The following is a 23,787-nucleotide window of genomic DNA, read 5'->3' on the forward strand; positions in this document are numbered from 1 at the left end:
GATCAGACGCGCAGCCAGGCGAGCACGGCCCGCACCCGACGGTGGTCGTCCTCGTCGATCGGCAGGTCGAGCTTCGTGAAGATGCTGTTGATGTGCTTGGCGACGGCCTTCTCGGTGACGCTCAGGTGCATCGCGATCGCGGCGTTCGACCGGCCCTCGGCCATCAGCCCGAGCACCTCCTGCTCACGCGGCGTCAGCCGCTCCACCGGTTCCTCGCGCTGTCGCGCCATCACGGTCGCGACGACCTCCGGGTCGAGGACGGTGCCGCCCGCGGCGACCCGTCGTACGCCGTCGACGAACTCCGCGACGTCGGCGACCCGGTCCTTGAGCAGGTAGCCCACAGCACCCACGCCGCTGGCCAGCAGCTCGCGGGCGTAGAGCTGCTCGACGTACTGCGAGAGCACCATCACCGGGAACCCCGGCCGTGCTTCCCGTACGGCGATGGCGGCGCGCAGTCCCTCGTCGGTCTGCGTCGGAGGCAGACGTACGTCGAGCACGGCGGCCTCGGCCTCCGGGTCGAGCAGCGCCTGCTCGAGCTCGGGTGCGTTGTCGACCGCGTGCAGGATCGTGAAGCCGTTGCCCTCGAGGAGCTGGATCAGGCCGGCCCGGAGGAGGGCGTGGTCCTCGGCGAGGACAAGACGCACGGGACCTCCAGGGTGACGATCGTCGGGCCGCCGGCCGGGCTCGAGACGCTGAGCGTGCCGTCGAACGCGGCCAGTCGCCGCATCACCCCCAGCATGCCGGTTCCGGCGCCGGGATCGGCGCCGCCACGGCCGTCGTCGCCCACGATCGCTCGCAGGACGCCGTCCTCGTGGCGGAGGTGGACCCAGCCGTTGCGGGCGCCGGAGTGCTTGCCGACGTTGGCGAGGCACTCGGCGACCGCGAAGTAGACCGCCGACTCGACCGGGGCCGGCGGTCGGCCCGGCAGCTGGGCGTCGACCGGCACCGGGATCGCCATGTCGAGGGCGAGCGCCGCGACCGCGCCGGCCAGTCCGCGGTCTGCCAGCACGGGCGGGTGGATGCCGCGGACGACGGAGCGCAGGTCGCCGATCGCGGCGGTCGTGGTCGAGCGGGCGTCCTTGATGAGCTGCCGCGCCTGCTCGGGGTCCTCGCTCTCGAACGCCGCGTCGGCCATGCCGAGACTCATCGACAGCGCCACCAACCGGGCCTGCGCGCCGTCGTGGAGGTCGCGCTCGAGTCGGCGCAGCTCCGCAGCCGAGTGGTCGACCAGGTCGGCCCGCGTCTCGGCGAGCACCTGCACCCGCTGCTCGAGGGTCTCGGTGCGGCTGTAGGCGAGGAACCACCGGTCGACCGCGGCCCGTGCCCGCATCAGCCACGGCGTCGCGAACCACCAGATGAACCAGGTCACCACGCCCAGCGCCAGGATGATCACGGTCAGGTTGATCGTGAAGGACACGACGAAGGCGGCCGGCATCCAGGCCAGGTCCCGCCAGGTCATCGCAACCACACGGCGACGCCGGTCGTCGACGCCTCGACGTACCAGCTGAAGATCTTCGGCGACGGCCTGAAGAAGGCGCGCACCGCTGAGAGGCCCGTGGTCCTGACGCTGCGCGACCTGAAGAAGCTGCCGACCACCACGCTGGTCGCGACCCACGAGTGCACCGGCAACGGCCGGAGCTTCTTCAACACCCAGCAGCACACCCCCGCAGCAGGGACGGCGTGGACGCTCGGTGCGGTCGGGACGGTCCAGTGGGAAGGCGTCCGGCTGCGCGACGTCTTGAAGAAGGTCGGGCTGAACCCCGACGCCGTGTCGATCCAGGCGACCGGCCTCGACGACAACTACGTCACCGGTGGCGTCGACTACGGCCCCGTGCGACGACCGTTCCCGGTGGCGAAGGCGCTCGACGACGCCCTGCTCGTGTGGAACATGAACGGCAAGCCGCTCCTGCCGGACCACGGGTTCCCCCTGCGGCTGGTGCTGCCCGGTTGGGTCGGCATCGGCAGCATCAAGTGGCTCGGGTCGCTGGAGGTCTCGCTGACCGAGCTGACGTCACCGTGGAACACGAAGTGGTACCGCATGACCGGTGGCGACTACCCGGTCGACTCGCCGCCGCTGACGGTCAACCCGGTGCGCTCGGCGTGGGAGCTGCCCTGGGCCGCCACGCTCCAGAAGCGGCCGGCCATCGAGCTGACCGGTCGTTCGTGGAGCGGTGCGGGTCCGATCCGGGAGGTCGTCGTCAGCGCCGACGGCGGATCGACCTGGTCGAAGGCGAGGATCGAGCGGTCCAAGCAGCGGGGCTGGGCCCAGTGGACCTGGTCGTGGCCGGCTCCCGAGGCCGGCGAACACGTCCTGATGGCGCGGGCGACCGACGTCGCCGGACGCGTGCAGCCGCTCGAGACCCCGTTCAACGACAACGGCTACTTCTTCGACGCCGTCGTCCGGCACCCGGTCACGGTCGCCTGACGGTCGGCGGTCGTCAGCGGTTCTGCACCACGCGCGGCTTCGCCTCCGGGCGCAGCCACGTGAGCAACCAGCGCATCTGCCGGGGGTTGCCGACCTCGGTGCAGCCGGCGGTCGGTGACCACCGATCGCCGGGCTTCGACGTGTGGTAGAAGATCCCGCTGCCCTTCCCGGGCACCGGACGAGGTCCGACGCCGGGCCGGATCCGCACGTTGTTGTAGTCGAGGACCCAGCCGGACCGCATCGCCGGGCGGTTGCCGCTGGTGACGCCGCGCACCTCGAGCCAGGTGTTGTAGTTGGGCCCGGGCGTGCTGGAGACGATCGACGTGGCGCGGCGGCGCTTCCACGGCATCTCGCCGGGGTTCTGGGCGCCGGTGGTGAAGGTGACCGCGATCGTGAAGACGCCGCCGGGGGAGCGGTAGTCGCCCTCGTGGCGCTTGCCCCAGCCGCGGCTCCCGATCATCGAGCGGAACTCCCGGATCTTGGTCCAGGTGCCCTCGGCGTCCTTCTCCCAGGCCTGGGTGACCGTGCACCAGACCTGGCGGCAGAACTCGTGGCTCGACACCGTGCGGACGACCTGGGTGGTCCCGGCCGGCACGAGGGCGGCCCAGGCGGGTTCGCGCGCCCGGGCGGTCGCGGGAGAGGATGTGAGCAGCGTCAGGCTCAGCGCGACCGCGCTGGCGAGGGCTCCGAGACGTCGTACCACCCCCTGATGATCACATGCGGATTCGGTGGGCGGAGCGCCTGCGCGCTAGAGTTCTCAGGTTGCCTCCGACGAGGCGACATGCCGTCAGAACGGCCGCGGAACCAGAGTGCCCGGGTGAACAGGCCCCGGCGCGCCGCGCAGCTAACCGAGAGGAGCCCGCATGTCGATCGGAACCGACGCGGAGACCAAGAAGAAGATCATCGCCGACTACGCCACGACGCCGGGCGACACCGGTTCGCCGGAGGTGCAGATCGCGCTGCTGAGCCACCGCATCAGCCACCTCACGGACCACCTCAAGACGCACAAGCACGACCACCACAGCCGTCGTGGTCTGCTGCTGCTCGTCGGCCAGCGCCGTCGCCTGCTGAACTACCTCCAGAAGACGGAGATCGAGCGCTACCGCTCGATCGTCGAGCGCCTCGGCCTTCGCCGTTGATCTTGGCCTTCTCGTGACGCGCTGGACACCGCTCTCTTGCGGTGTCCAGCGCGTTTCCGCATCTCGGTGCGGCTCGATAGGCTCGAACGGCTGTACAACTCAACACATCAGGTAACCAGGAGCGACCGCCACGTTATGGCTCGGTCCTCGGTAGTGGCCTTCGGGATCTCGACAAGCTCGACCAACGACATCCTGCGGGCCTCGATCGAAGACCGGCCCACCGCGCGAGATCGCTCCGCGAACAGAACAGGGACGACCCTTGACTGAATCCACGTCCACCGACCCGGTCATCACCGCGGTCGAGACGGTCATCGACAACGGCAAGTTCGGCCAGCGGACGCTGAAGTTCGAGACCGGACTCCTGGCCCGCCAGGCCGCCGGCGCCGTCACCGCCTACATCGACGACGAGACCATGCTGCTCTCGGCCACGACGGCCGGCAAGCACCCGAAGGACCACTTCGACTTCTTCCCCCTGACGATCGACGTCGAGGAGCGGATGTACGCCGTGGGCCAGATCCCCGGCTCCTTCTTCCGCAGCGAAGGCCGCCCGGGCGAGGACGCGATCCTCACCTGCCGCCTCATCGACCGCCCGCTGCGCCCGACCTTCAAGAAGGGTCTGCGCAACGAGGTCCAGGTCGTCATCACCGTGATGGCCCTCGACCCCGACATGCCCTACGACGTGCTCGCGATCAACGCCGCGTCGCTCTCCACCCAGATCTCCGGCCTGCCGTTCTCCGGCCCGGTCGGCGGCGTCCGCGTCGCCCTGATCGAGGGCCAGTGGGTCGGCTTCCCGACGCACAGCCAGCTCGAGAACGCCGTGTTCGACATGGTGGTCGCGGGTCGCGTCACCGAGACCGGTGACGTCGCGATCATGATGGTCGAGGCCGAGGCCACCGAGCAGACCTGGAACCTCGTCGAGTCGGGCGTCCAGGCGCCGACCGAGGCCGTCGTGGCCAGCGGCCTCGACGCCGCCAAGCCGTTCATCAAGCAGCTCTGCGAGGCGCAGGCCGAGCTCGCCAAGGAGGCGGCCAAGCCGATCGTCGAGTTCCCGATCTTCCTCGACTACGAGGACGACGTGTACGCCGCCGTCGAGGCCGCCGCGAAGGCTGACCTCAGCGCCGCGATGACCATCGGTGACAAGCAGGAGCGCGAGGCCAAGACCGACGAGCTCAAGGCGTCGGTCCTCGACTCGCTCGCCGAGCAGTTCGAGGGTCGCGAGAAGGAGATCGGCGCGGCGTTCCGCTCGGTCAACAAGCAGGTCGTGCGTGAGCGCGTCCTGCGCGACAAGGTCCGCATCGACGGTCGCGGCCTCGCCGACATCCGTCCGCTGCACGCCGAGGTCGCCGTGATCCCGCGGGTCCACGGCTCGGCGCTCTTCGAGCGCGGCGAGACCCAGATCCTGGGCGTCACCACGCTGAACATGCTGACCCTCGAGCAGAAGCTCGACACGCTGTCGCCGGAGAAGACCCGGCGCTACATGCACAAGTACATCTTCCCGCCGTTCTCCACCGGTGAGACCGGCCGCGTCGGCTCGCCCAAGCGTCGCGAGGTCGGCCACGGTGCGCTCGCCCGCCGCGCGCTCCTGCCGGTGCTGCCCACGCGCGAGGAGTTCCCCTACGCCATCCGTCAGCTGTCGGAGGCCATGGGCTCCAACGGCTCGACCTCGATGGGTTCCGTCTGCGCCTCGACCCTGTCGCTGCTGCAGGCCGGTGTCCCGCTGAAGGCGCCCGTGGCCGGTATCGCCATGGGCCTCATCTCCGGTGAGATCGACGGCAAGCTCGAGTACGTCGCGCTGACCGACATCCTCGGTGCCGAGGACGCGTTCGGCGACATGGACTTCAAGGTCGCCGGTACCCCCGAGTTCGTGACCGCGCTCCAGCTCGACACCAAGCTCGACGGCATCCCCGCCGAGGTCCTGGCTGCCGCGCTGACCCAGGCCAAGGACGCCCGCATGGCGATCCTCGAGGTCATGGGCGAGGCCATCGACACCCCGGAGGAGATGTCGGTGCACGCGCCGCGCATCATCACCATCCGGATCCCGGTGGACAAGATCGGCGAGGTGATCGGGCCGAAGGGCAAGATCATCAACCAGATCCAGGACGACACGGGCGCTCAGCTCACGATCGAGGACGACGGCACCATCTACATCGGTGCGACGAACGGCGAGGCGGCCGAGGCGGCCAAGAACGCTGTCAACCAGATCGCCAACCCGACCATGCCCGAGATCGGTGAGCGCTACCTCGGCACCGTCGTGAAGACCACCAACTTCGGTGCCTTCATCTCGCTGATGCCCGGCAAGGACGGCCTGCTGCACATCAGCAAGCTGCGTGGCCTCGCCGGCGGCAAGCGGGTCGACGCGGTCGAGGACGTCGTCTCGGTCGGCCAGAAGATCCAGGTCCAGATCGCCGAGATCGACGACCGCGGCAAGCTGTCGCTGATCCCGGTCGTCGAGGGTGACGAGGCTGCGTCGGACTCCGCTGCTGACGAAGGCGCGGACGACTCCGAGTGACCACTGCTTCATCGTCGACCCGCCCGAAGGCAACTTCGGGCGGGTCGACGCCTTCCCGGGCCCGACAGCAGACCCGCACCCTGCACACCGAGCGTGACGCCGGCGGGCAGGTGACCTCGCAGGTCCGTCGTACGACGCTGCCCAGCGGGCTCCGGATCATCAGCGAGCAGCAGGCCGGCGTCCGGTCGGCCACGATCGGCGTCTGGGTCGGTGTCGGCTCGCGCGACGAGTCCCCGACCCTGCACGGCTGCTCGCACTTCCTCGAGCACCTGCTCTTCAAGGGCACCGACGAGCGCTCGGCTCTCGACATCTCGGTGGCGCTCGACGCGGTCGGTGGCGAGTTCAACGCCTTCACCGCGAAGGAGTACACCTGCTTCCACGCGCGGGTGCTCGACGAGGACCTGCCGCTGGCCGTCGACGTGCTCGGCGACATGATCACCGCCTCCACCCTCCTCGCGGAGGACGTCGAGGCGGAGCGCGACGTGATCCTCGACGAGATCGCGATGCACGACGACGACCCCGACGACGTCGTCCACAACCTCTTCGCGGAGCAGGCCTGGGGCGACAGCCCGCTGGGTCGCGGGATCGCCGGCACCGACGCCTCGATCTCGGCCCTGACCCGCGCGCAGATCCTGCGGTTCTACCGCCGCCACTACCGGCCCGCGAACATCGTCGTCGCGGCCGCCGGCAACGTCGACCACCCCGCCCTCGTGCGGCAGGTCGTGGCCGCCTTCGGCCGCAACAGCTGGCTCGACGTGGAGGAGGCGCCGGTTCGCCCTCGGCACGGCTCGCGCAAGCGCGTCGCCCCGGGCGCGGCGCATGCCACGCGTCCCTTCGAGCAGGTCAACGTGGTGCTCGGCATGGAGGGGCTGGTCCGCGACGACGAGCGCCGCTTCGCGCTCGGCGTCCTCAACACCGCGCTCGGTGGCGGCACGTCGAGCCGTCTCTTCCAGGAGGTGCGCGAGCGCCGTGGCCTGGCCTACTCGGTCTTCTCCTTCTCCTCCAGCCACGCAGACTCGGGCCTGGTCGGGGTGTCGGTCGGGTGCCTGCCGAGCAAGCTCGACGAGGTCCTGGCCGTCGTCCGCGACGAGCTCGCCAAGGTCGCCCGCGACGGCATCTCCGCCGAGGAGCTGGCCCGTGGCAAGGGCCAGCTGCGCGGCGGCCTGGTGCTAGGTCTCGAGGACTCCGCGTCCCGGATGTCGCGCATCGGCAAGGCCGAGCTGGTCCACGACGAGCTGCTCAGCATCGACGAGGTGATGGCCCGGATCGAGGGCGTCACCCTCGAGGAGGTCCGCTCCATCGCGGCCGAGGTCTTCACGCGGCCCGAGATCCTCGCGGTCGTCGGCCCCAGCTAGCGCGTCACCGGGTAGCGCAGGTGGAGGACCCGGTCGCCCTGGATGACCAGGCTCGGGTCCTCGAGCAGGTGCTGCGAGTCGAGCGACCCGAAGTAGCGCTTGCCGCTGCCGAAGACCACGGGCACGACGTCCATCGCGACCTCGTCCACGAGCCCGAGCGCCAGCGCCTGGGCTCCGACGTCCCCCGCGCAAAGAGCGACGACCCGGTCACCGGCTCGTCGCTTCGCCTCCGTGACGGCGGCCGCGACGTCGTCGAAGAACGGGACGTCGGCCTCGGGGTGCCAGCCCTCCGGCTTGGGCCGGTGCGAGACCACGACCAGGTGGTCGCCCGCGGGCGGCTCCGCCTCCCACCCGTTGGTCAGGTCGAAGAGGTGCCGCCCCTGGACGGTCGCGCCGATCGTGCGCCAGAAGGAGCTGACGTAGTCGTGTGACCTGGGTCCGAGACGGAAGGGCGACTGACGCGCCTCCGCTGCGTCGGTCGCGATCGGCAGGTCACCGTTGAAGTACCAGTCGAAGAGCGGTCCGACCTCGTCGTTCTCGTCCGCGATGAAGCCGTCGACGGACACCACTGCGTGCATGATCACGGTTGCCATGCCTCATCAGACCGGATCCGGGGCGTGGACTCATCGAAGCGGGCTAGCGAGCCTCGCAGTGGATCCTGTGCGGGGCCCGGCAGGTGTCGTGACCGGGTCCGCCGTCGGCCGTGTCGTGCGGCCCCCCGAGAAGCGTGTCCGGACCGCCGAGACCGCGGAGCACGGTGCGTGGCCCGCGAAGGCGGTAGTCAGGTGGACCGTCGAGCACGTTGGCGCCCGCCGTGCCGACCATGATCGTCGGCTTGTGGAGCTGGTTGCCACCCTGGAGCAGGCGGGCGTTCTCGATCGTGTCGACGACGACCCGGCGCTTGCCGCCCTTCCACAGCCCGCTGCGCAGGTCGGTCACCGAGTAGGCGGGCCGATCGATCACGAGCCAGTCGGAGCCGTCTCCGCCGAAGATGCGGGAGCCGTCGGTGGTCGCTCGTGACGCGCTCGTGAGCGTGACGCGGTCAACTCCCGATCCGCCGTGCACCGTGTAGGTCCCGGCGATCGTGACCAGGTCGCTCCCGTCGCCGCCCCGGATCGTGCCGCCCGCGACGGAGTCGCCGACCAGGGTGTCGTCGCCGCCGCGCCCGTCGATCAGGGCGTGGCCGCAGCGGTTGGAGCGGAGGTCGTCGGCTCCGTCGCTCCCGATGAGGGTCTGGTCGTAGTCACCGCCGACGTAGGTCTCGAAGCCGTCGAACGTGTCGCTGCCCAGCCCGGTGACGGTGCCCGTTGCGACGTCGAGCACGGGCGTGGGGTCGTTGTCCAGGTAGCAGTGCTCGTCGACGGGGTCGTCGGAGAAGTTGCTGAGGTAGAACGTGTCGTGCCCGTCACCGCCGTGAAACTCGTCGTCGGCGACGTCGTCGTAGACCGTGTCGTCGCCCGGGCCAGCGTCGACCGAGTCGTGGTCGGGATCGGCAGCCAGGTCGGACCGGTTGCCGTCCCCTCCTGCGAGCTCGTCGTTGCCGGCGCCGCCGCTCAGCACGTCGTCGCCGGGACCGCCGGTCATGTCGTCGCGTCCCGGGCCGCCGTAGAGCTGATCGTTGCCGAAACCGCCGTAGAGCCCGTTGCTGCTGATGCCGGTGTCCGTGCTCCCACCCCAGACGACGTCGTCGCCCGCGCCCGCGTCGGTGTAGGTGTTCGCACCGTTGCAGACGAGATCGTTGCCACCCAGGGCGAACACGTGGAGGTAGTCCGACGTAGCCACCACGATCACGTCATCGCCCTCGGTGCCATCGGCGCCGAGAGAGCCTGGGCTCACGCCGGTGACGACGATCGTCGCGGGCACGCCGTGACAGGTCTCGTCGGCAGCACCGGCCGGAGCGGCGGGCGTCCACGCGAGGGCCGCCGCCGTCGCGGTCGCCACCGCAAGGATGAATCCGGTCCGCTTGCTCCCCGAGTGCATCCCGCGACCATACGCTGACGCCATGGAACGAGTGCTCGGCATCGGCGGCTACTTCCTCCGTGCGAACGACCCCGACGCCTTGAGCGCCTGGTACCGCGACTGCCTCGGGCTGGACTCCGACGAGCACGGCCTCTGGCAGCCGCAGGCCGGCCCGACCGTGTTCGCGGCGTTCGAGACGGAGACCGACTACTTCGGTGCGCGCACCCAGCAGACGATGCTCAACTTCCGGGTCCGGGACCTCGACGCGATGCTCGCCCAGCTGCGATCGGCGGGCGCGGACGTGGCGGAGGAGGTCCAGGACATGGACGGCGTGGGTCGCTTCGGCTGGGTCACGGACCCCGAGGGCAACCGGGTCGAGCTCTGGCAGCCCGCCTGACGGGCTCGCAAACTGCTGAAAACCCTCCCAACCGGCGCGGGCACCCCTAGCGTCGTGGTCGGAGGTGCGTCATGTCTGCTCGGCCCGCTCGGACCCGGATGCTCGTCGTCGGTCTCTCGCTCGCGATGGCCGCGACCTTCGGCCCGCCCGCCGCTACCGCGGTGAAGCCGGGGCACACCACCCCGCCGACACCGTCGTACGACGCCCAGGTGCGGGCGCTGATGAAGCACATGTCACTGCGGCAGAAGATCGGCCAGCTCTTCGTCATCGAGGTGGCCGGTCGCGACGCCTACACGGTGAGCGACACCGCGATGGCCACCAACCAGATGCTGTACGGCGTCGACGCCCCGGCCGAGGCGATCGCGAAGTACATGCCCGGCGGGGTCATCTACTACACGACTCGCAACAACGACGACAACGTCGGGACGCCGTCGCAGGTGGCCACCCTGTCCAACGGGCTGCAGTTCGCCGCGCAGGCGCTGCCGAACAGGATCCCGCTGCAGATCTCGGTCGACCAGGAGGGCGGCTCCTTGGTCGCCCGCTTCGGCGCGCCCGCGACCCAGATGCCCGGCAACATGGCGCTCGGCGCCGGCCGGTCGGCAGCGGACGCCCGGCAGTCGGCGACCATCATCGGCAGCGAGCTCGCCGCGGTCGGGGTCACCCAGGACTACGCGCCGGTCTCCGACGTCAACATCAACCCGAGCAACCCGGTCATCGGGATCCGCTCGGTCGGGTCCGACCCGACGCTCGTGTCGAAGCTCGTCGTCGCCCAGGTCCGCGGCTACCACGCCGGCGGCGTCTCGGCCGTGTCGAAGCACTTCCCGGGCCACGGTGACACCGGCGTCGACAGCCACTTCGGCCTGCCGATCGTGACCCACACGCTGGCGCAGATGAACACGATCGACCTGCCGCCGTTCCGCGCCGCGATCGCCGCCGGGGTGGACACGATCATGACGGCCCACGTGGTGCTCCCCGCGGTCGACCCGAGCGGCGTACCGGCCACGATGTCGCACAAGATCCTCACGGGGCTGCTGCGCAAGCAGCTCGGCTTCAATGGGCTGATCGTCACCGACGCCCTCGACATGGGCGGCGCGACCGAGACGTTCCCGCCCGACGTGGCCCCGGTCCGGGCGTTGCTCGCCGGCGCCGACCAGCTGCTCGTCCCACCGCAGATGGACACGGCGTACGCCGCGGTGCTGGCGGCGGTCAAGAGCGGCGTGATCACCAAGGATCGGTTGAAGGCGTCGGTCTACCGGGTCCTGATGCACAAGTTCGAGCGCGGTCTCTTCGACGACGCCCTGGTCAACCCGACCACGGCGTCCCAGGTGATGGGCGCGCCGGACCACCTCGCCGCCGCGGCGGCGATCACCGACCGCACCACCACGCTCGTCAAGAACGACGACGACCTGCTGCCGCTGACCGCCGGGCCGCGCAAGGTGCTCGTCACCGGCTGGGGCGTGACCACGACCGCGCTCCTGGGCACCTCGCTCAGCGAGCGCGGCGCGACGACGCAGGTCCTGCAGACCGGCACGACGCCTGCCCAGACCGACATCGACAACGCGGTCGCCGCCGCGCAGATGTCCGACCTGGTCGTCGTGTCGACCAACAAGGCGTTCGCCGTCGACCCGTCCGGGGCGCCGCTGGCGAGCGCCGCAGCGCAGACCAAGCTCGTGAAGGCCCTGCTCGCGACCGGGACGCCGGTCGTGGTCGCCGCCATGAGCAACCCCTACGACGTGGCGTCGTTCCCCGACGCCCCGACCGTGATCGACACCTACGGCTACACGGCCCAGCAGGTCGACTCGCTGGTGGCGGTGATGTTCGGGGAGTTCGACCCGACCGGCAAGCTGCCGGTCTCGATCCCGCACGCCGACGGCACGGCCGGCGACCTCTACCCGTTCGGCTACGGCCTGTCCTATTGACGAACCGGGCGGCCCCGTCGTCGGCGCGGGTCCACGGTGGTGAACCGGTCCTCCCGCACAATTGGCGGCTGGCTCGCGAGCAGCGACGTCCAGGGATGAGACAGAAGGGAGTCGATCGTTGCGGGTGATTCTGGTCAGCGGCGCGCTGGCGCTGATCTGCTCCCTGCTCGGGACGCGCCTGGCCATCGGCTGGTTCACCGCGCGCGGGTTCGGCCAGCCGATCAGGGACGACGGACCGACCACCCACCACACCAAGCGGGGCACCCCGACCATGGGCGGTCTGCTGATCGTGTTGTGCTCGACGGCCGCCTATCTCGTCGCGACGGTCCTCACCGGCGGGTGGCCCAGCGCCAGCGCCTGGCTCCTCATGCTGCTCTTCCTGGGCTGCGGAGTCGTCGGGTTCCTGGACGACTTCATCAAGGTCTACACCCAGCACAACCAGGGGTTGAGCAGTCGGGCGAAGATGGCGGGCCAGACGGTGGTGGCCCTCGGCTTCGGCATCCTGGCGACGCAGTTCTTCCCGGACGACCGGGGCGTCACCCCCGCGTCGCAGCACATCTCCACCACGCACGACTGGGGCGTCAAGCTGCCTCTGGTCGTGGTCCTGCTCCTGATCTGGTTCATCGTGACCGCGACCTCCAACGGTGCCAACCTGACCGACGGAGCCGACGGGCTGCTCGCTGGGACGTCGGCGATGGTCTTCGGCGCCTACACGATCCTCAACATCTGGCAGAACAACCAGCGGTGCGGATCCGCCCGACCCGACGTGGTCGAGTCCCAGTGCTACCAGGTGCGTGACCCGCTCGACCTCGCGGTCTTCTCGGCTGCGATCGCGGCCGCCTGCATCGGCTTCCTGTGGTGGAACGCCAAACCCGCGCGGATCATCATGGGCGACGTCGGCTCACTGGCCATCGGAGGCGCCGTTGCCGGGCTCGCGATCATGTCGCGGACCGAGCTGCTGATGGCCGTGATCGCCGGACTGTTCGTGATCGAGACGCTGTCGGTGCTCCTGCAGATGAGCTACTTCAAGATCACCCGACGGCTCACCGGCACCGGACGTCGCATCTTCCGGATCGCCCCCATCCACCACCACTTCGAGCACCTGGGGTGGGAAGAGGCGACCGTGGTCATCCGCTTCTGGGTGATCGCCGGCGTCTGCGTCGCGACCGGCCTCGGGATCTTCTACGCCGAGTGGCTCAGGTGATCGCCTACCGGGGCGGCGGCACCTAGGCTCCCGGCATGCGCCGACTCCTTGCCGGAACGATCGCCGCCACCCTCGTCGTCCTCTCGCTGGGTGACGTGGCGACAGCACGTCCCGCGAGCGCGCCACCCAGCGCTCGCGAGGGATGCGACCCGACGACGACCACCCCCGTGCTCGGCGGCACGGTGCCGACGCCGGAGGACGTGCTCGGCTTCCCGCTGGGCTCGCGGCAGGCGACCAACCAGGAGATCGGCCGCTACTGGCGGGCCGCCGACGAGGCCAGCGACCGAGTGGTGACCGGGGTCTACGCGCACTCCTGGCAGGGCCGCCCGTTGCGCTACGCGCTGGTCTCCACGCCGGGCACCCTGGAGGCGCTGCCGACGATCCGTCAGGACCTCGACCGGCTGCGCGACCCGGCCACCCCGGACGACGAGGCCGCGGAGATCATCGGTCGTACGCCGACGATCCTGTGGATCGCCGCGAACGTGCACGGCAACGAGCCGTCCGGCGGCGACGCCGTGGTCCGGCTGCTGCACGAGCTGGCCGACCGCACGGACTGCGTGGCGAGCGAGATCCTCGACCACGCGGTCGTCGGCCTGATCCCGGTGCAGAACCCGGACGGGCGGGAGCACGACACGCGCTACAACTCCTACGCGTTCGACATGAACCGCGACGGCCTGGTGGGCACCCAGCCCGAGGTCTCGGGCCGGCTCCGGCTGCTGTGGAAGTACCCGCCGCAGCTGTTCGTCGACGAGCACGAGAACAGCGGGCGGAAGTACTTCTTCCCGCCCGTCGCGGACCCGATATACCACGAGACCCCGGACGGGCTCTACCGCCAGGTCGAGCAGATCTACGGCCCGGCGAACGCCGAGGCGTTCAAGGCGCACGGCTGGCGCTACGAGACCTGGCGGTCCGGCTACGACTTCTTCGCCCAGGTCTACGGCGACACTGTCCCGACGACGCAGATGGGCGCGGTCGGGATGACCTTCGAGCAGGGGGACGAGTCGCCCTACCCGGTGCGCGTGCGGCACCAGTACACCTCCGCGATCACCACGCTGTACGCCGGCGCGACCCACCACGACAGCGTCCTGCGCACGTGGCGCAACACCTTCGTGCAGGCGCAGTCGGAGGGCGAGCGCTGTCGGCTGGAGCCGAACAAGATCTTCAACCCGGGCCACCAGCTGCAGCGTCGCGTCCCGAAGCGACCGGTCTGCGGCTACTTCCTGCTCGGGGACTCGCGGGCGACGCGGCGGGTCGTGAGCCGGCTCCAGACCGCCCACGTCGTCGTGGACCGGCTCGACCACCGGACCGTGGTCCGCGACTTCCGCCCGTACGGCGAAGCCCCCCGGCGTACGTCGCTCCCCGCCGGCACGTACTGGGTCAGCCTCGCTCAGCCGCAGAAGCACTGGGTGCAGGCCGCCCTCAACGAGGACACCTACGTGCCGTTCCCCTACTTCTACGACGTGAGCGGCTGGAGCCTTCCGCTGCTCGCCGGCATCCGGGGCGGCGCCACTGGCCGGCCGGTCACCGCTCCGGTGAGCCGGGTCCCCACGCTGCACGTGCCTGCCGCGCCTCGGCCGGCTGGTCGGCTGCCGCGGATCGCCGTGCTCGACCAGTTCACGAAGACCTTCAACGACTACCAGTACTCCGGGTGGCTCAAGTGGCGGCTGGCCGAGGACTGGCGGCTGCCGTACGACGTGCTCCAGCCGGAGGACGTCACCGCCGCGGCGCTGCGCAAGGTCGACGTCCTGGTCGTCGGCAACGTCGACTCGGGGCCCGTCTTCCGTCGCCTGGGCGACCAGGGCCGGGCTGCCCTCAGGTCCTGGGTCGCCCGCGGCGGCCGCTACGTGGGGTGGCAGGAAGGTGCCCTGCTGGCCTCGAGCATCGGGCTCTCCGAGGTGGGCATGGCCACGCCGACGACGAAGTCGCCGGGGGCGATGATGCGGATCAGGACGCCCGGCGGACCCAACTACATCGAGTGGGACAGCGACTACAACCTCGTGCTGGCGCCGGGAGACGCCCGCGTGGTCGGTGCCTTCCCGCGCGACATGTTCGTGTCCGGCTTCGCCGCCAAGGCGCGGGCTCTCGCGGGCACGGCGCTCGAGACCGTCGAGAAGCACGGCCGCGGGAGCGTGACCGTGTTCGGCTACGAGCCCAACTTCCGCGCCGTCGCCGACGGCTCCGCACGCCTGCTCAGGAAGGCGATCCTCGGGACGCCGACCGGCTCCGTGCCCGCGCCGGCGAACTAGCCCAGCATCACCACGACGCCCGCGCAGCCGCACGCCCAGAGCACGCTGGCGAAGGTGCCGATGATGAAGCGCTCGGCGGCGCCGGTGCGTACGCCGTCCTCGGCGGCGCGGAGCTCGGGGTAGCGGCCGAGCCCCTTGACGGCCAGGACGACGGCGAGGCCCTCGGGCCAGCCGGCGACCAGGGTCGCGAAGATCGCGGCGCGCTCGAGGGCGCCGATCCAGGCGCCGCCGCGGAGCACGTGGCCGGCGCGGTCGAGCGAGTCGGCAGCTGCCTCGCGGCGGTCGACGAGGTCGAAGATCAGGGCGGTGAGCGGACCGCCGCCGGCGATGGCGAGGAGACCGCCGAGAGAGACGATGAGGATCCACTGCCCGTCCCCGATGGCGACCTCGGGCCCGACGGTCGCGGCGACTGCCCCGCTGGCGAGCAGCAGCGCCAGGGCGGCGGGCGCCCAGATCCGGCGAGCGAGCGGTGACGTCCACGCCACGACGGCAGCGACCACGGCGAAGGTCGTCAGCGCCATCACGAGGAACGTGCGGTCGGACGGGCTCATGCCGTCTCCTTCCCGAGGAGGTGGGTGGCGAGGTCGACGACCAGCTCGCGGGCGCGCCGGCTCTCGACGATCCCGGCCGCCTGCGCGCGCTGGCTGACGGCCGACTGGCTGATGCCGAGCCGGGCCCCGGCCTCGGCGTACGACAGGCCCTCGGCGACGAGGTCGGCGACCTCCCAGCCCCGCGACGTACGACGGGCGAGCACGGCCGCCCAGAGCCACAGCGTGGTCTCGAGCGCGCGGGCCGCGGGGTCGTCGGCACAGACCCGCAGGTGCCACGGGCTGCTCTTGGCGGCGGTCACCGCGCTGCGCGCCTGGACGTACGCCGGACCGCGACCGGCCCGGGTGTGGTCGGGGAGCGGCTCCTCGATGACGCCGACGCCGAGACCGATGTTCCAGGCGTCGGCGCGGAGCAGCAGCTCGACCGCGTCGGGCAGCGCCTCGGGCCGGTCGAGCACCCCCTGGAACTCGTCGCCCACGGTGCGCTCGAAGGGCAGCAGCGTGGGGACCGCCGCGAGGGCGGTCAGGGTGTCCGGGATCAGGTCGGGGGAGCTGCGGCTGCCCCGCTGGTCGACGGTGAGCACGAGGGCGGTCATCGCGACCAGCCTAAGATCGGAAATAACCTAATGCAAGAGCAATGTAGGAAATTGTCTTATCTGCGGCCGATGATGCCGACGACCGGCGGTGCCTTCTGGTCGACGACCGAGACCCGGAAGCCGCCCTCGGCGAGCGCCGCCGACGCCTTGCGGACGATGTTGGGCACCAGCTCGGGACGGTTGGCCTCGTAGAAGAGGTAGACCGCACCGCCGGGGACGACGCGCTCGTGCAGCAGCGCCACCTCGTCGGCGCAGGCGCGCACCCAGAACAGGTTGACGTTGAAGGCGAAGACCTTGTTGAGCCGCTTCACCGGGACCCGCAGCGTGGCGAGGTCGATCTGGCGGACCGTGAGCCGTCCGGCGTCCACGTGCTTCTGGCAGCGGCGCTTGGTGCGGTCGACGCCCGACTCGGAGCGGTCGATGGCGAAGAGCTTGCCGGTGTCCAGGCGCTCGCAGATCAGCTCGGCCGCCGCGCCCGGCCCGCAGCCGATCTCGAGGACATGGTCGGACGGTTGGACGTCCATCAGGTCCACTGCCCACCGGATCCGAGGCGGGATCGTCTGCAACGCCATGGGGGCAAGACTGCCAGAAGTGTCCACGACCCGGCACCAGTGACGCTCGGGCGACCACTAGTAGGTTGTCGCCGTGATCAAGGTGGGCGTGCTGGGAGCACGCGGCAAGGTCGGTTCCGAGGTGTGCCGCGCGGTCGAGGCAGCCGACGATCTGGAGCTGGTGGCCTCGATCGACGCCGGTGACCCGATCGACGCGCTGGTGTCCGGGGGAGCCGAGGCGGTCGTGGACTTCACCCACCCCGACGTGGTGATGGACAACCTCGAGTTCTGCATCGAGCACGGCATCCATGCCGTCGTCGGCACGACCGGCTTCGACGACGGCCGGCTCCAGACCCTCAACGGCTGGCTCGGCGACAGCCCGCGGACCGGCGTCCTGATCGCCCCGAACTTCTCGATCGGAGCGATCTTGATGATGCGCTTCGCTGCCGTGGCCGCGCCGTTCTTCGAGTCCGTCGAGGTCATCGAGCTCCACCACCCGACCAAGGCGGATGCGCCGTCGGGCACCGCACGGCGTACGGCGGAGCTGATCGCCGCCGCGCGGCGGGACGCCGGCGTCGGTCCGGTGCCGGACGCGACGTCCACCGGGCTCGAGGGGGCCCGCGGTGCGGTCGTCGACGGCATCCACGTCCACGGCCTGCGGGTGCGTGGCATGGTCGCCCACCAGGAGGTCGTCCTCGGTGGGGTGGGGGAGACCCTGACCATCCGGCACGACTCGATGGACCGGGCGTCGTTCACGCCCGGCGTGCTGACCGGGCTGCGCGCGATAGCGGCGCACCCGGGCCTCACCGTCGGCCTGGAGCACTTCCTCGAGCTGGACTGAGCCCGGACCCGGACAGAGTCCCTCAGGTTCACGCATTGCAGGAACCGGAGGGTAGCCCGCGCTGTCGGGCGTCGTTGAGAGCGACAAGGCTTCGACACCGGAGCCGCTCAACGACGAGAGGGACCCTCCATGCGCACCATCTCGGGCATCGCCACTGCGGCGGTCCTCGCTCTCACCGCGGTCGGCGTCCAGGCCGGCAGCGGTCAAGCAGCCTCCCCGGACGCGACCACCACCCCGGCAGCCCACGCCGGCAGTGCCGTCCACGCACTCCTCAGCCATCCCGCAGCGGCACTCGCGACCACGGGCACGTCCTACCAGGTGGTCGGCAAGATCACCGACGCCGACGGCTCCACCCACGTGCGCCTTGACCGCGTCTACCGCGGCCTGGAGGTCGTCGGCGGCGACCTCGTCGTGCACCGCGGCCCCACCGCGGGCTGGCGCGGCGTGAGCCAGACGCTGGACACGCCCGTGAAGCTGAGCACCACCCCGGCCCTCAGTGCGGCCGGTGCGACCGTCTCCGCGCTCGCCAAGACGCCCGTCACCCGCTCGATCACCGGCGCGAAGCGGGAGTCCGCGTCGCTCGTCGTCGATGCCACCTCCGGCACGCCGCGCCTCGCCTGGGAGATCGTCACCGGCGGCACCCAGGCCGACGGCACGCCCAGCCGCCTCGCGTCGTACGTCGACGCCACGTCGGGCAAGGTCCTGTGGCGCGAGCAGCAGATCGAGACCGTCGACGGCTCCGGCCAGTCGCTCTACTCGGGCACCGTGCCGCTCCAGCTGACGCAGTCGGGCTCGACGTACACGCTCAAGGACCCGACCCGCGGCGGCACCTACACGACCGACCTCAAGAACAAGGAGGACTCGCTCTTCTGCCAGGTCTTCGGGTCGGGCTGCCAGACGGGCACGACCTTCACCAGCCCGGACTCCTCGTTCGGCACCGGCTCGACGAGCAGCCGTGAGTCGGCGGCGGTCGACGCGCAGTACGGCACCAACGAGACCTGGGACTACTACAACCAGGTCCACGGCCGGAACGGGATCTTCGGCACCGGCGCCGGCTCCTACAACCGCACCCACTACGGCAACGGCTACGTCAACGCCTTCTGGGACGGCACCAAGATGACGTACGGCGACGGCGACGGCACGTCGTACGGCCCGCTGGTCTCGCTCGACGTGGCCGGTCACGAGATGTCGCACGGCGTCACCGAGAACTCCGCCAACCTCAGCTACGACGGTGAGTCCGGCGGCCTCAACGAGGCGACCTCGGACATCTTCGGCACGATGGTCGAGTTCTTCGCCAACAACCCGAACGACCCGGGCGACTACCTGATCGGTGAGGAGTTCGACCTCAAGAACCACACCGGGCTGCGCCGCATGGACAACCCGATCTCGGACGGCAGCTCGCCGAACTGCTACAGCTCCAACACCAAGAACCTCGACGTGCACTACTCGTCGGGGGTGGGCAACCACTTCTTCTACCTGCTCGCCGAGGGCTCGGGTCCGAAGACCATCAACGGCATCGCCCACAACTCTCCGACCTGCAACGGCTCGACGGTGACCGGTATCGGTCGGGACGCCGCGCAGAAGATCTGGTACCGCGCCCTGACGGTCTACATGACGTCGAGCACCAACTACGCGGGCGCGCGTACGGCGACCCTGAACGCCGCCAAGGACCTCTACGGTGCGGGCAGCGCTCAGTACAACGCGGTCGCCACGGCCTGGAGTGCTGTCAGCGTGAGCTGACCCCTCCAGGAGACCGCTGAGGGAAGACCCGCGCCCCCACGGGATCGGCGCGGGTCTTCCTGCGTCCTAGAGGAGCCGCACCACGGCGGCGACGACCGCGGCGCCGAAGACCACGACGAGGAACGGCGCGCGCAGCACCAGCAGCACGACGGCCACGCCCAGTCCGACGGCTCGTGCGTCGATCGTCAGGCTGTGGCCGTGGCTGAAGACCTGGACGGCGATCAGGGCCGCGAGCAGGGCGACCGGGATGAAGTCGGCGACGCGCTCCACGAGGGGCCGCTCGAGCACGCGCGGCGGCACGGACAGGCCGGCCAGCTTGAGCAGGTAGCAGCCGATCGCGGTGATCCCGACGGCGACCCAGATCATCGGGTCTCGTCCTTCGTGAGCACGCCGGCGAGCAGCGCGACCGCCGCAGCGGCGAGGACCGGTACGCCCGCAGGCACGAGCGGCACGGTCCCGAGGGCGACCGCGGCGGCGGCGACGGCGACCAGCTGGTTGCGACGCGTCGTGAGCCGTGGCCAGAGCAGGGCCAGGAAGGCCGCACCCACGGCGGCGTCCAGACCGTAGGTGCGCGGGTCACCGATCGCGTTGCCGGCGACCGCGCCCGCGAGGGTGGCGGCGTTCCAGAGCACGAAGACCGAGATCCCGGTCGTGAGGAAGCCGAGCCGGGCGGCCGGGGTCGACTCCCGGGTCACCGACATCGCCGTGGACTCGTCGATGAGGACCTGGGCGGCCAGCGCGCGGCGCCACCCCCGCCAGGCGAGCAGCGGGGCGAGGCGCAGGCCGTACAACGTGTTGCGGGTGCCGAGCAGCATGGCGGTCAGTGCCCCGGAGATCGGTGCGCCGCCGGCGGCGATCACCCCGACCAGCGCGAACTGGCTCGCACCGGTGAAGACCAGCAGCGACAGCGCACAGGTCTGTGCGACCGAGAGTCCCGACGCGACCGACACCGCGCCGAAGCCCACGCCGTACGCCCCGGTGGCGATGCCGACGCCGAGGCTGTCGCGGATGATCGAGGACCGCTCCTCGGGCTCGAGCGGTGGGTCGGTCACCCCGGAAGATTAGTGGTGTCGCACCCGGACCGCGCGAGGCCGCCGGTGGAAGTCGTGCAGGAGCACGTAGGTCAGCAGCAGGCCCGCGAGCAGGCCCCAGCCGATGCCGGCAGCGATCAGGGCGGGTACGGCGGTCACGTGGACCATCCAGACCCCGGATGCGATGCCCACGGTGAGCGCGGTGAGCACGACCAGCGTGCGGTGGAGCGGAGGCAACGGACCGAACACGTGCGTTCTCCAAATCTGGAGGGGGATCTCCATCGTGCTCCCAAAATCCGGGAAATCAAGATGGAGAACCTACGAAAGAGCTGTGTGGAGCCGGACCTGCTTGACGAGGGTGGTGCCCTCCCCGTCGAGGTCGAGCTCGCGGTGTGCACCGTCCGGTGCCCAGCCCGCGCTCGTCAGAAACGTGCGGAGTGCGTCGTCGGTCGCGATCGACCACAGCACGGCGCGGCGGAACCGGTCGGCCGCGAGGGTGTCGGCTGCGGCCTGCAGCAGGCGGGAGCCGTGGCCGCGGCCGCGCTCGCCGGGGTCGACCGTGAACTCGCTCAGCTCGCCGTCGGCGACGGGGTCCGAGTCGGGGTCGCTGGACGGCGAGGTGATCGCGAAGCCGACCACCCGGTTGCGCTCGAGCGCCACCAGGACCCGGTTGCGGGCGTCGCGGGGCGAGGAGAGGGACGCGCGCCAGGCGGCGGCGGCCTCGTCGACGTCTCCCGGGAGCGCGGTCGCGGGGAGGAGGTCGGCGTAGACCTCGCGCCAGGTGCGCAGCTGCAGCTCGGCGATCGCCGGGGCGTCGTCGGCCCACGCGATGCGCACGGACACGTCGGCGGTGGGACTCATGGCGCCATCCTGTCAGTCGGGGCGCGTGTTACACAGACCCGCTCGACACGCGCGATCCTGTAACAGGAGTGGTAGCGTCGCACTATGTCATTCGAGGAGCAGCTCGCCGACGACGGGCGGATCGAGCCGCGCGACTCGATGCCCGACGCCTACCGACGCACGCTGGTGCGCCAGATCGCCCAGCACGCCCACTCCGAGATCATCGGGATGCAGCCGGAGGGCAACTGGATCAGCCGGGCGCCGAGCCTGCGTCGCAAGGCGATCCTGATGGCCAAGGTGCAGGACGAAGCGGGTCACGGCCTCTACCTCTACGCCGCCGCCGAGACGCTCGGCGTGGACCGGTCCGACCTGCTCGACCAGCTGCACACCGGCCGCCAGAAGTACTCCTCGATCTTCAACTACCCGACCCTCACCTGGGCCGACGTCGGCGCGATCGGCTGGCTCGTCGACGGCGCCGCGATCGTCAACCAGGTGCCGCTCTGCCGCTGCTCCTACGGGCCTTACGCCCGCGCCATGGTCCGGGTCTGCAAGGAGGAGTCCTTCCACCAGCGCCAGGGCTTCGAGATCCTCCACACGCTCGCGCACGGCACCGAGGCTCAGCACGCGATGGCTCAGGACGCGGTCGACCGCTACTGGTGGCCGTCGTTGATGATGTTCGGCCCGCCGGACGACGACTCGCCCAACTCCGCGCAGTCGATGGCGTGGGGGATCAAGCGGCACTCCAACGACGACCTTCGTCAGCGCTTCGTCGACATGACCGTGCCGCAGGCCGAGGTCCTCGGCCTGACCCTGCCCGACCCCGAGATCCGGTGGAACGAGGAACGCGGCCACTACGACTTCGGCGCGGTCGACTTCACCGAGCTGTTCGAGGTGATCAAGGGCAACGGCCCCTGCAACGCCGAGCGACTTGCCCACCGGGTGCGCGCCCACGAGGACGGTGCGTGGGTCCGCGAGGCTGCCTCGGCGTACGCCGCGAAGCAGGCCGCGGAGGAGGTCGCGTGAACACCTGGCCCCTCTGGGAGGTCTTCGTGCGCTCGCGCCGCGGTCTCTCGCACGTCCACGTCGGCTCGCTGCACGCGCCGGACGCCGAGATGGCGCTGCGCAACGCACGCGACGTCTACACGCGCCGGCAGGAGGGCGTCTCGCTGTGGGTGGTCCCGTCCGTCGAGATCGTCGCGTCGGACCCGGGGGAGCGCGGCTCCTTCTTCAGCCCCGCCGAGGACAAGGTCTACCGGCACCCGACGTTCTACGACGTCCCCGACGGTGTGGAGCACCTGTGAGCCTGTTCGACTACACCCTCGGCCTCGCCGACGACGCGCTCGTCTCCGCGCAGCGGCTCGGCTGGTGGATCAGCCGCGCGCCCGAGCTCGAGGAGGACCTCGCGCTCGCCAACATCGGGCTCGACCAGCTGGGCCAGGCGCGGACGCTCCTGTCGTACGCCGGTGCCGTCGAGGGACTCGGTCGCACCGACGACGACCTGGCCTACCTGCGCGACGACCGCGACTTCCGCAACGTGTGGCTGGTCGAGCGCCCGCAGACCGACTTCGGCGTCGCGATGGCGCGGCTGCTGGTGTTCTCGGCCTGGCAGTCCGAGCTGTACGCCGCGCTCGCGACCTCGTCCGACGCGACGCTCAGTGCGATCGCCGGCAAGGCGGTCAAGGAGGTGGCCTACCACCTCGACCACGCGCGGCTCTGGGTGTTGCGGCTCGGTGACGGCACCGAGGAGTCCCACCTGCGGATGCAGGCAGCGCTCGACGCCGAGTGGCCCTACGTCGACGAGCTGTTCCGGCCGGTCGACGGTGCACTCGTCGACCCGGCCTCGCTCCGGGGTGCCGTGCTCACGACGGTGGAGGACGTGCTCGCGGAGGCGACCCTGACCGTGCCGCAGGTCGCGCCGGCGGTCGGTGGCGGTCGTCAGGGCCTGCACACCGAGGAGCTCGGCTACCTGCTCGCCGAGATGCAGCACCTCCACCGCTCGCACCCAGGGGCCACGTGGTGACGCTGTCGATGGGTGGGGGTGCCTGGAAGATCGCGGCCGACGTGCTCGACCCGGAGCTGCCGGTGGTCACGATCGCCGACCTCGGGATCCTGCGCGACGTCACCGAGGACGACCAGGGCCGCGTCCACGTGCAGATCACGCCGACCTACTCCGGCTGCCCGGCGATGGAGACGATCACCGACGACCTCGTCTCCGCGCTGACCGCGGCCGGCTACCAGCACGTCGACGTCGAGTTCGTGCTGTCGCCGGCGTGGACCACCGACTGGATGACCGAGGAGGCGAAGGCCAAGCTCGCGGCGTACGGCGTGGCGCCGCCCGGACCTGTCGCCCTCGCTCTCTCGGTGCGCTGCCCGCAGTGCGGCTCGCTCGACACCCGGGAGTCGAGCCGCTTCGGCTCGACGGCCTGCAAGTCGTTGTGGGTCTGCCGCAGCTGCCGGGAGCCGTTCGACCACTTCAAGGCGCTCTAG

26 protein-coding genes and 1 pseudogene are annotated in these 23,787 nt (G+C 70.7%); 15 read left to right on the top strand and 12 right to left on the bottom strand.

Translation table 11 applies throughout. From position 1 onward, the window contains the following. Positions 1 to 2: 2 nt before the first annotated feature. Both ABLE68_RS16390 and ABLE68_RS16395 read right to left on the bottom strand, forming a co-directional pair. The gene (locus tag ABLE68_RS16390) at positions 3 to 644 is read right to left on the bottom strand and encodes a LuxR C-terminal-related transcriptional regulator (protein ID WP_348872764.1); all 642 of its coding nucleotides are present in this window, start codon (positions 642 to 644) and stop codon (positions 3 to 5) included. Further along, positions 596 to 1,459: a sensor histidine kinase gene (locus ABLE68_RS16395; protein ID WP_348872765.1), complete on the bottom strand. Its 864-nt coding sequence runs from the start codon at positions 1,457 to 1,459 to the stop codon at positions 596 to 598. Before ABLE68_RS16395 ends, ABLE68_RS16390 begins: the two co-directional genes overlap by 49 nt. A gap of 18 nt (positions 1,460 to 1,477) precedes the next feature. Between ABLE68_RS16395 and ABLE68_RS16400 the strand changes: the two are divergent. Both ABLE68_RS16400 and ABLE68_RS16405 read left to right on the top strand, forming a co-directional pair. Further along, positions 1,478 to 2,008, top strand: a pseudogene (locus tag ABLE68_RS16400) (molybdopterin-dependent oxidoreductase); the annotation flags it as partial. Between the two features lie 30 nt (positions 2,009 to 2,038). Continuing rightward, the gene (locus ABLE68_RS16405) at positions 2,039 to 2,425 is read left to right on the top strand and encodes a molybdopterin-binding protein (RefSeq protein WP_348873299.1); all 387 of its coding nucleotides are present in this window, start codon (positions 2,039 to 2,041) and stop codon (positions 2,423 to 2,425) included. A gap of 13 nt (positions 2,426 to 2,438) precedes the next feature. On the opposite strand, the gene ABLE68_RS16410 is transcribed toward ABLE68_RS16405, so the two are convergent. Next, positions 2,439 to 3,128 carry a hypothetical protein gene (locus tag ABLE68_RS16410; protein WP_348872766.1) on the bottom strand — a complete coding sequence of 230 codons (690 nt, stop codon included), beginning with the start codon at positions 3,126 to 3,128 and terminating at the stop codon, positions 2,439 to 2,441. Between the two features lie 160 nt (positions 3,129 to 3,288). Between ABLE68_RS16410 and rpsO the strand changes: the two genes are divergently transcribed. The 3 genes from rpsO to ABLE68_RS16425 all read left to right on the top strand — a co-directional run bounded on the left by rpsO (position 3,289) and on the right by ABLE68_RS16425 (position 7,428). Beyond that, complete coding sequence (gene rpsO / locus ABLE68_RS16415; protein WP_348872767.1) at positions 3,289 to 3,564, top strand: 30S ribosomal protein S15; 276 nt, start codon at positions 3,289 to 3,291, stop codon at positions 3,562 to 3,564. Positions 3,565 to 3,823: 259 nt separating this feature from the next. After that, positions 3,824 to 6,073: a polyribonucleotide nucleotidyltransferase gene (locus ABLE68_RS16420; protein WP_348872769.1), complete on the top strand. Its 2,250-nt coding sequence runs from the start codon at positions 3,824 to 3,826 to the stop codon at positions 6,071 to 6,073. Positions 6,074 to 6,183: 110 nt separating this feature from the next. Further along, the gene (locus tag ABLE68_RS16425; RefSeq protein ID WP_348872770.1) at positions 6,184 to 7,428 is read left to right on the top strand and encodes a M16 family metallopeptidase; all 1,245 of its coding nucleotides are present in this window, start codon (positions 6,184 to 6,186) and stop codon (positions 7,426 to 7,428) included. On the opposite strand, the gene ABLE68_RS16430 is transcribed toward ABLE68_RS16425, so the two are convergent. Further along, complete coding sequence (locus tag ABLE68_RS16430; protein WP_348872772.1) at positions 7,425 to 8,021, bottom strand: dihydrofolate reductase family protein; 597 nt, start codon at positions 8,019 to 8,021, stop codon at positions 7,425 to 7,427. The two genes, ABLE68_RS16425 and ABLE68_RS16430, sit on opposite strands and share 4 nt — an antisense overlap. Before the next feature lie 43 nt (positions 8,022 to 8,064). After that, positions 8,065 to 9,408, bottom strand: coding sequence for a calcium-binding protein (locus ABLE68_RS16435; RefSeq protein ID WP_348872774.1), 1,344 nt, complete (start codon positions 9,406 to 9,408; stop codon positions 8,065 to 8,067). Between the two features lie 22 nt (positions 9,409 to 9,430). On the opposite strand from ABLE68_RS16435, the gene ABLE68_RS16440 reads away from it, so the two are divergent. The 4 genes from ABLE68_RS16440 (at position 9,431) to ABLE68_RS16455 (ending at position 15,153) form a co-directional block, all read left to right on the top strand. Beyond that, positions 9,431 to 9,784 carry a VOC family protein gene (locus ABLE68_RS16440; RefSeq protein ID WP_348872775.1) on the top strand — a complete coding sequence of 118 codons (354 nt, stop codon included), beginning with the start codon at positions 9,431 to 9,433 and terminating at the stop codon, positions 9,782 to 9,784. Between the two features lie 71 nt (positions 9,785 to 9,855). Then, the gene (locus ABLE68_RS16445) at positions 9,856 to 11,703 is read left to right on the top strand and encodes a glycoside hydrolase family 3 protein (protein ID WP_348872776.1); all 1,848 of its coding nucleotides are present in this window, start codon (positions 9,856 to 9,858) and stop codon (positions 11,701 to 11,703) included. Positions 11,704 to 11,821: 118 nt separating this feature from the next. After that, positions 11,822 to 12,907 (top strand): phospho-N-acetylmuramoyl-pentapeptide-transferase, encoded by a 1,086-nt coding sequence (gene mraY, locus ABLE68_RS16450; protein WP_348872777.1) that lies wholly within the window; start codon positions 11,822 to 11,824, stop codon positions 12,905 to 12,907. A gap of 35 nt (positions 12,908 to 12,942) precedes the next feature. Further along, positions 12,943 to 15,153 (top strand): M14 family zinc carboxypeptidase, encoded by a 2,211-nt coding sequence (locus ABLE68_RS16455; RefSeq protein WP_348872779.1) that lies wholly within the window; start codon positions 12,943 to 12,945, stop codon positions 15,151 to 15,153. Here ABLE68_RS16455 and ABLE68_RS16460 read toward each other — a convergent pair. Genes ABLE68_RS16460 through ABLE68_RS16470 form a run of 3 tightly spaced genes read right to left on the bottom strand, consistent with a single transcriptional unit; the run spans position 15,150 to position 16,869 of the window. Continuing rightward, the gene (locus ABLE68_RS16460; RefSeq protein WP_348872781.1) at positions 15,150 to 15,704 is read right to left on the bottom strand and encodes a hypothetical protein; all 555 of its coding nucleotides are present in this window, start codon (positions 15,702 to 15,704) and stop codon (positions 15,150 to 15,152) included. The two genes, ABLE68_RS16455 and ABLE68_RS16460, sit on opposite strands and share 4 nt — an antisense overlap. Beyond that, entirely contained in the window at positions 15,701 to 16,297 is a 597-nt protein-coding gene (locus ABLE68_RS16465) for a transposase (RefSeq protein WP_348872782.1), read from the bottom strand. The genes ABLE68_RS16460 and ABLE68_RS16465 overlap by 4 nt, the downstream gene beginning before the upstream one ends. A 56-nt stretch (positions 16,298 to 16,353) precedes the next feature. Then, complete coding sequence (locus ABLE68_RS16470; protein WP_348872784.1) at positions 16,354 to 16,869, bottom strand: class I SAM-dependent methyltransferase; 516 nt, start codon at positions 16,867 to 16,869, stop codon at positions 16,354 to 16,356. A 73-nt stretch (positions 16,870 to 16,942) separates the two neighbouring features. Between ABLE68_RS16470 and dapB the strand changes: the two genes are divergently transcribed. Together dapB and ABLE68_RS16480 are read left to right on the top strand one after the other, a co-directional pair. Continuing rightward, positions 16,943 to 17,689, top strand: a complete 747-nt coding sequence (gene dapB / locus ABLE68_RS16475; protein ID WP_348872786.1) for a 4-hydroxy-tetrahydrodipicolinate reductase — start codon at positions 16,943 to 16,945, stop codon at positions 17,687 to 17,689. A 129-nt stretch (positions 17,690 to 17,818) separates the two neighbouring features. Then, complete coding sequence (locus ABLE68_RS16480; protein ID WP_348872788.1) at positions 17,819 to 19,429, top strand: M4 family metallopeptidase; 1,611 nt, start codon at positions 17,819 to 17,821, stop codon at positions 19,427 to 19,429. Between the two features lie 66 nt (positions 19,430 to 19,495). Here ABLE68_RS16480 and ABLE68_RS16485 read toward each other — a convergent pair whose 3' ends face one another. The 4 genes from ABLE68_RS16485 to ABLE68_RS16500 all read right to left on the bottom strand — a co-directional run bounded on the left by ABLE68_RS16485 (position 19,496) and on the right by ABLE68_RS16500 (position 21,321). After that, positions 19,496 to 19,795, bottom strand: coding sequence for an AzlD domain-containing protein (locus ABLE68_RS16485; protein WP_348872790.1), 300 nt, complete (start codon positions 19,793 to 19,795; stop codon positions 19,496 to 19,498). Then, the gene (locus ABLE68_RS16490; RefSeq protein WP_348872792.1) at positions 19,792 to 20,481 is read right to left on the bottom strand and encodes an AzlC family ABC transporter permease; all 690 of its coding nucleotides are present in this window, start codon (positions 20,479 to 20,481) and stop codon (positions 19,792 to 19,794) included. Before ABLE68_RS16490 ends, ABLE68_RS16485 begins: the two co-directional genes overlap by 4 nt. Before the next feature lie 9 nt (positions 20,482 to 20,490). Continuing rightward, complete coding sequence (locus ABLE68_RS16495; RefSeq protein ID WP_348872794.1) at positions 20,491 to 20,709, bottom strand: hypothetical protein; 219 nt, start codon at positions 20,707 to 20,709, stop codon at positions 20,491 to 20,493. A gap of 69 nt (positions 20,710 to 20,778) precedes the next feature. Beyond that, a complete protein-coding gene (locus ABLE68_RS16500) occupies positions 20,779 to 21,321 on the bottom strand; it encodes a GNAT family N-acetyltransferase (RefSeq protein ID WP_348872796.1) in 543 nt (180 codons plus the stop codon). 84 nt (positions 21,322 to 21,405) lie between these two features. On the opposite strand from ABLE68_RS16500, the gene paaA reads away from it, so the two are divergent. From paaA to paaD, 4 genes are read left to right on the top strand one after another with little or no spacing between them, the layout of a single operon-like run. After that, a complete protein-coding gene (gene paaA, locus ABLE68_RS16505; RefSeq protein ID WP_348872798.1) occupies positions 21,406 to 22,323 on the top strand; it encodes a 1,2-phenylacetyl-CoA epoxidase subunit PaaA in 918 nt (305 codons plus the stop codon). Then, complete coding sequence (gene paaB / locus ABLE68_RS16510) at positions 22,320 to 22,601, top strand: 1,2-phenylacetyl-CoA epoxidase subunit PaaB (RefSeq protein WP_348872800.1); 282 nt, start codon at positions 22,320 to 22,322, stop codon at positions 22,599 to 22,601. The genes paaA and paaB overlap by 4 nt, the downstream gene beginning before the upstream one ends. Continuing rightward, positions 22,598 to 23,320, top strand: coding sequence for a 1,2-phenylacetyl-CoA epoxidase subunit PaaC (gene paaC, locus ABLE68_RS16515; RefSeq protein WP_348872802.1), 723 nt, complete (start codon positions 22,598 to 22,600; stop codon positions 23,318 to 23,320). Before paaB ends, paaC begins: the two co-directional genes overlap by 4 nt. Next, the gene (paaD, locus tag ABLE68_RS16520; protein ID WP_348872804.1) at positions 23,317 to 23,787 is read left to right on the top strand and encodes a 1,2-phenylacetyl-CoA epoxidase subunit PaaD; all 471 of its coding nucleotides are present in this window, start codon (positions 23,317 to 23,319) and stop codon (positions 23,785 to 23,787) included. Before paaC ends, paaD begins: the two co-directional genes overlap by 4 nt.

The sequence above is a fragment of the Nocardioides pollutisoli genome (genome assembly GCF_040045055.1).
Classification (GTDB): domain Bacteria; phylum Actinomycetota; class Actinomycetes; order Propionibacteriales; family Nocardioidaceae; genus Nocardioides; species Nocardioides tweenelious.

Bases quoted from the DNA above. Each gene is read 5' to 3' on its own strand.
- ABLE68_RS16395 (WP_348872765.1), bottom strand. From the start codon at position 1,459: ATGACCTGGCGGGACCTGGCCTGGATGCCGGCCGCCTTCGTCGTGTCC.
- ABLE68_RS16405 (WP_348873299.1), top strand. From the start codon at position 2,039: ATGACCGGTGGCGACTACCCGGTCGACTCGCCGCCGCTGACGGTCAAC.
- rpsO (WP_348872767.1), top strand. From the start codon at position 3,289: ATGTCGATCGGAACCGACGCGGAGACCAAGAAGAAGATCATCGCCGAC.
- ABLE68_RS16430 (WP_348872772.1), bottom strand. From the start codon at position 8,021: ATGGCAACCGTGATCATGCACGCAGTGGTGTCCGTCGACGGCTTCATC.
- ABLE68_RS16435 (WP_348872774.1), bottom strand. From the start codon at position 9,408: ATGCACTCGGGGAGCAAGCGGACCGGATTCATCCTTGCGGTGGCGACC.
- ABLE68_RS16440 (WP_348872775.1), top strand. From the start codon at position 9,431: ATGGAACGAGTGCTCGGCATCGGCGGCTACTTCCTCCGTGCGAACGAC.
- ABLE68_RS16445 (WP_348872776.1), top strand. From the start codon at position 9,856: ATGTCTGCTCGGCCCGCTCGGACCCGGATGCTCGTCGTCGGTCTCTCG.
- ABLE68_RS16455 (WP_348872779.1), top strand. From the start codon at position 12,943: ATGCGCCGACTCCTTGCCGGAACGATCGCCGCCACCCTCGTCGTCCTC.
- ABLE68_RS16460 (WP_348872781.1), bottom strand. From the start codon at position 15,704: ATGAGCCCGTCCGACCGCACGTTCCTCGTGATGGCGCTGACGACCTTC.
- ABLE68_RS16465 (WP_348872782.1), bottom strand. From the start codon at position 16,297: ATGACCGCCCTCGTGCTCACCGTCGACCAGCGGGGCAGCCGCAGCTCC.
- ABLE68_RS16470 (WP_348872784.1), bottom strand. From the start codon at position 16,869: ATGGCGTTGCAGACGATCCCGCCTCGGATCCGGTGGGCAGTGGACCTG.
- ABLE68_RS16480 (WP_348872788.1), top strand. From the start codon at position 17,819: ATGCGCACCATCTCGGGCATCGCCACTGCGGCGGTCCTCGCTCTCACC.
- ABLE68_RS16485 (WP_348872790.1), bottom strand. From the start codon at position 19,795: ATGATCTGGGTCGCCGTCGGGATCACCGCGATCGGCTGCTACCTGCTC.
- ABLE68_RS16500 (WP_348872796.1), bottom strand. From the start codon at position 21,321: ATGAGTCCCACCGCCGACGTGTCCGTGCGCATCGCGTGGGCCGACGAC.
- paaA (WP_348872798.1), top strand. From the start codon at position 21,406: ATGTCATTCGAGGAGCAGCTCGCCGACGACGGGCGGATCGAGCCGCGC.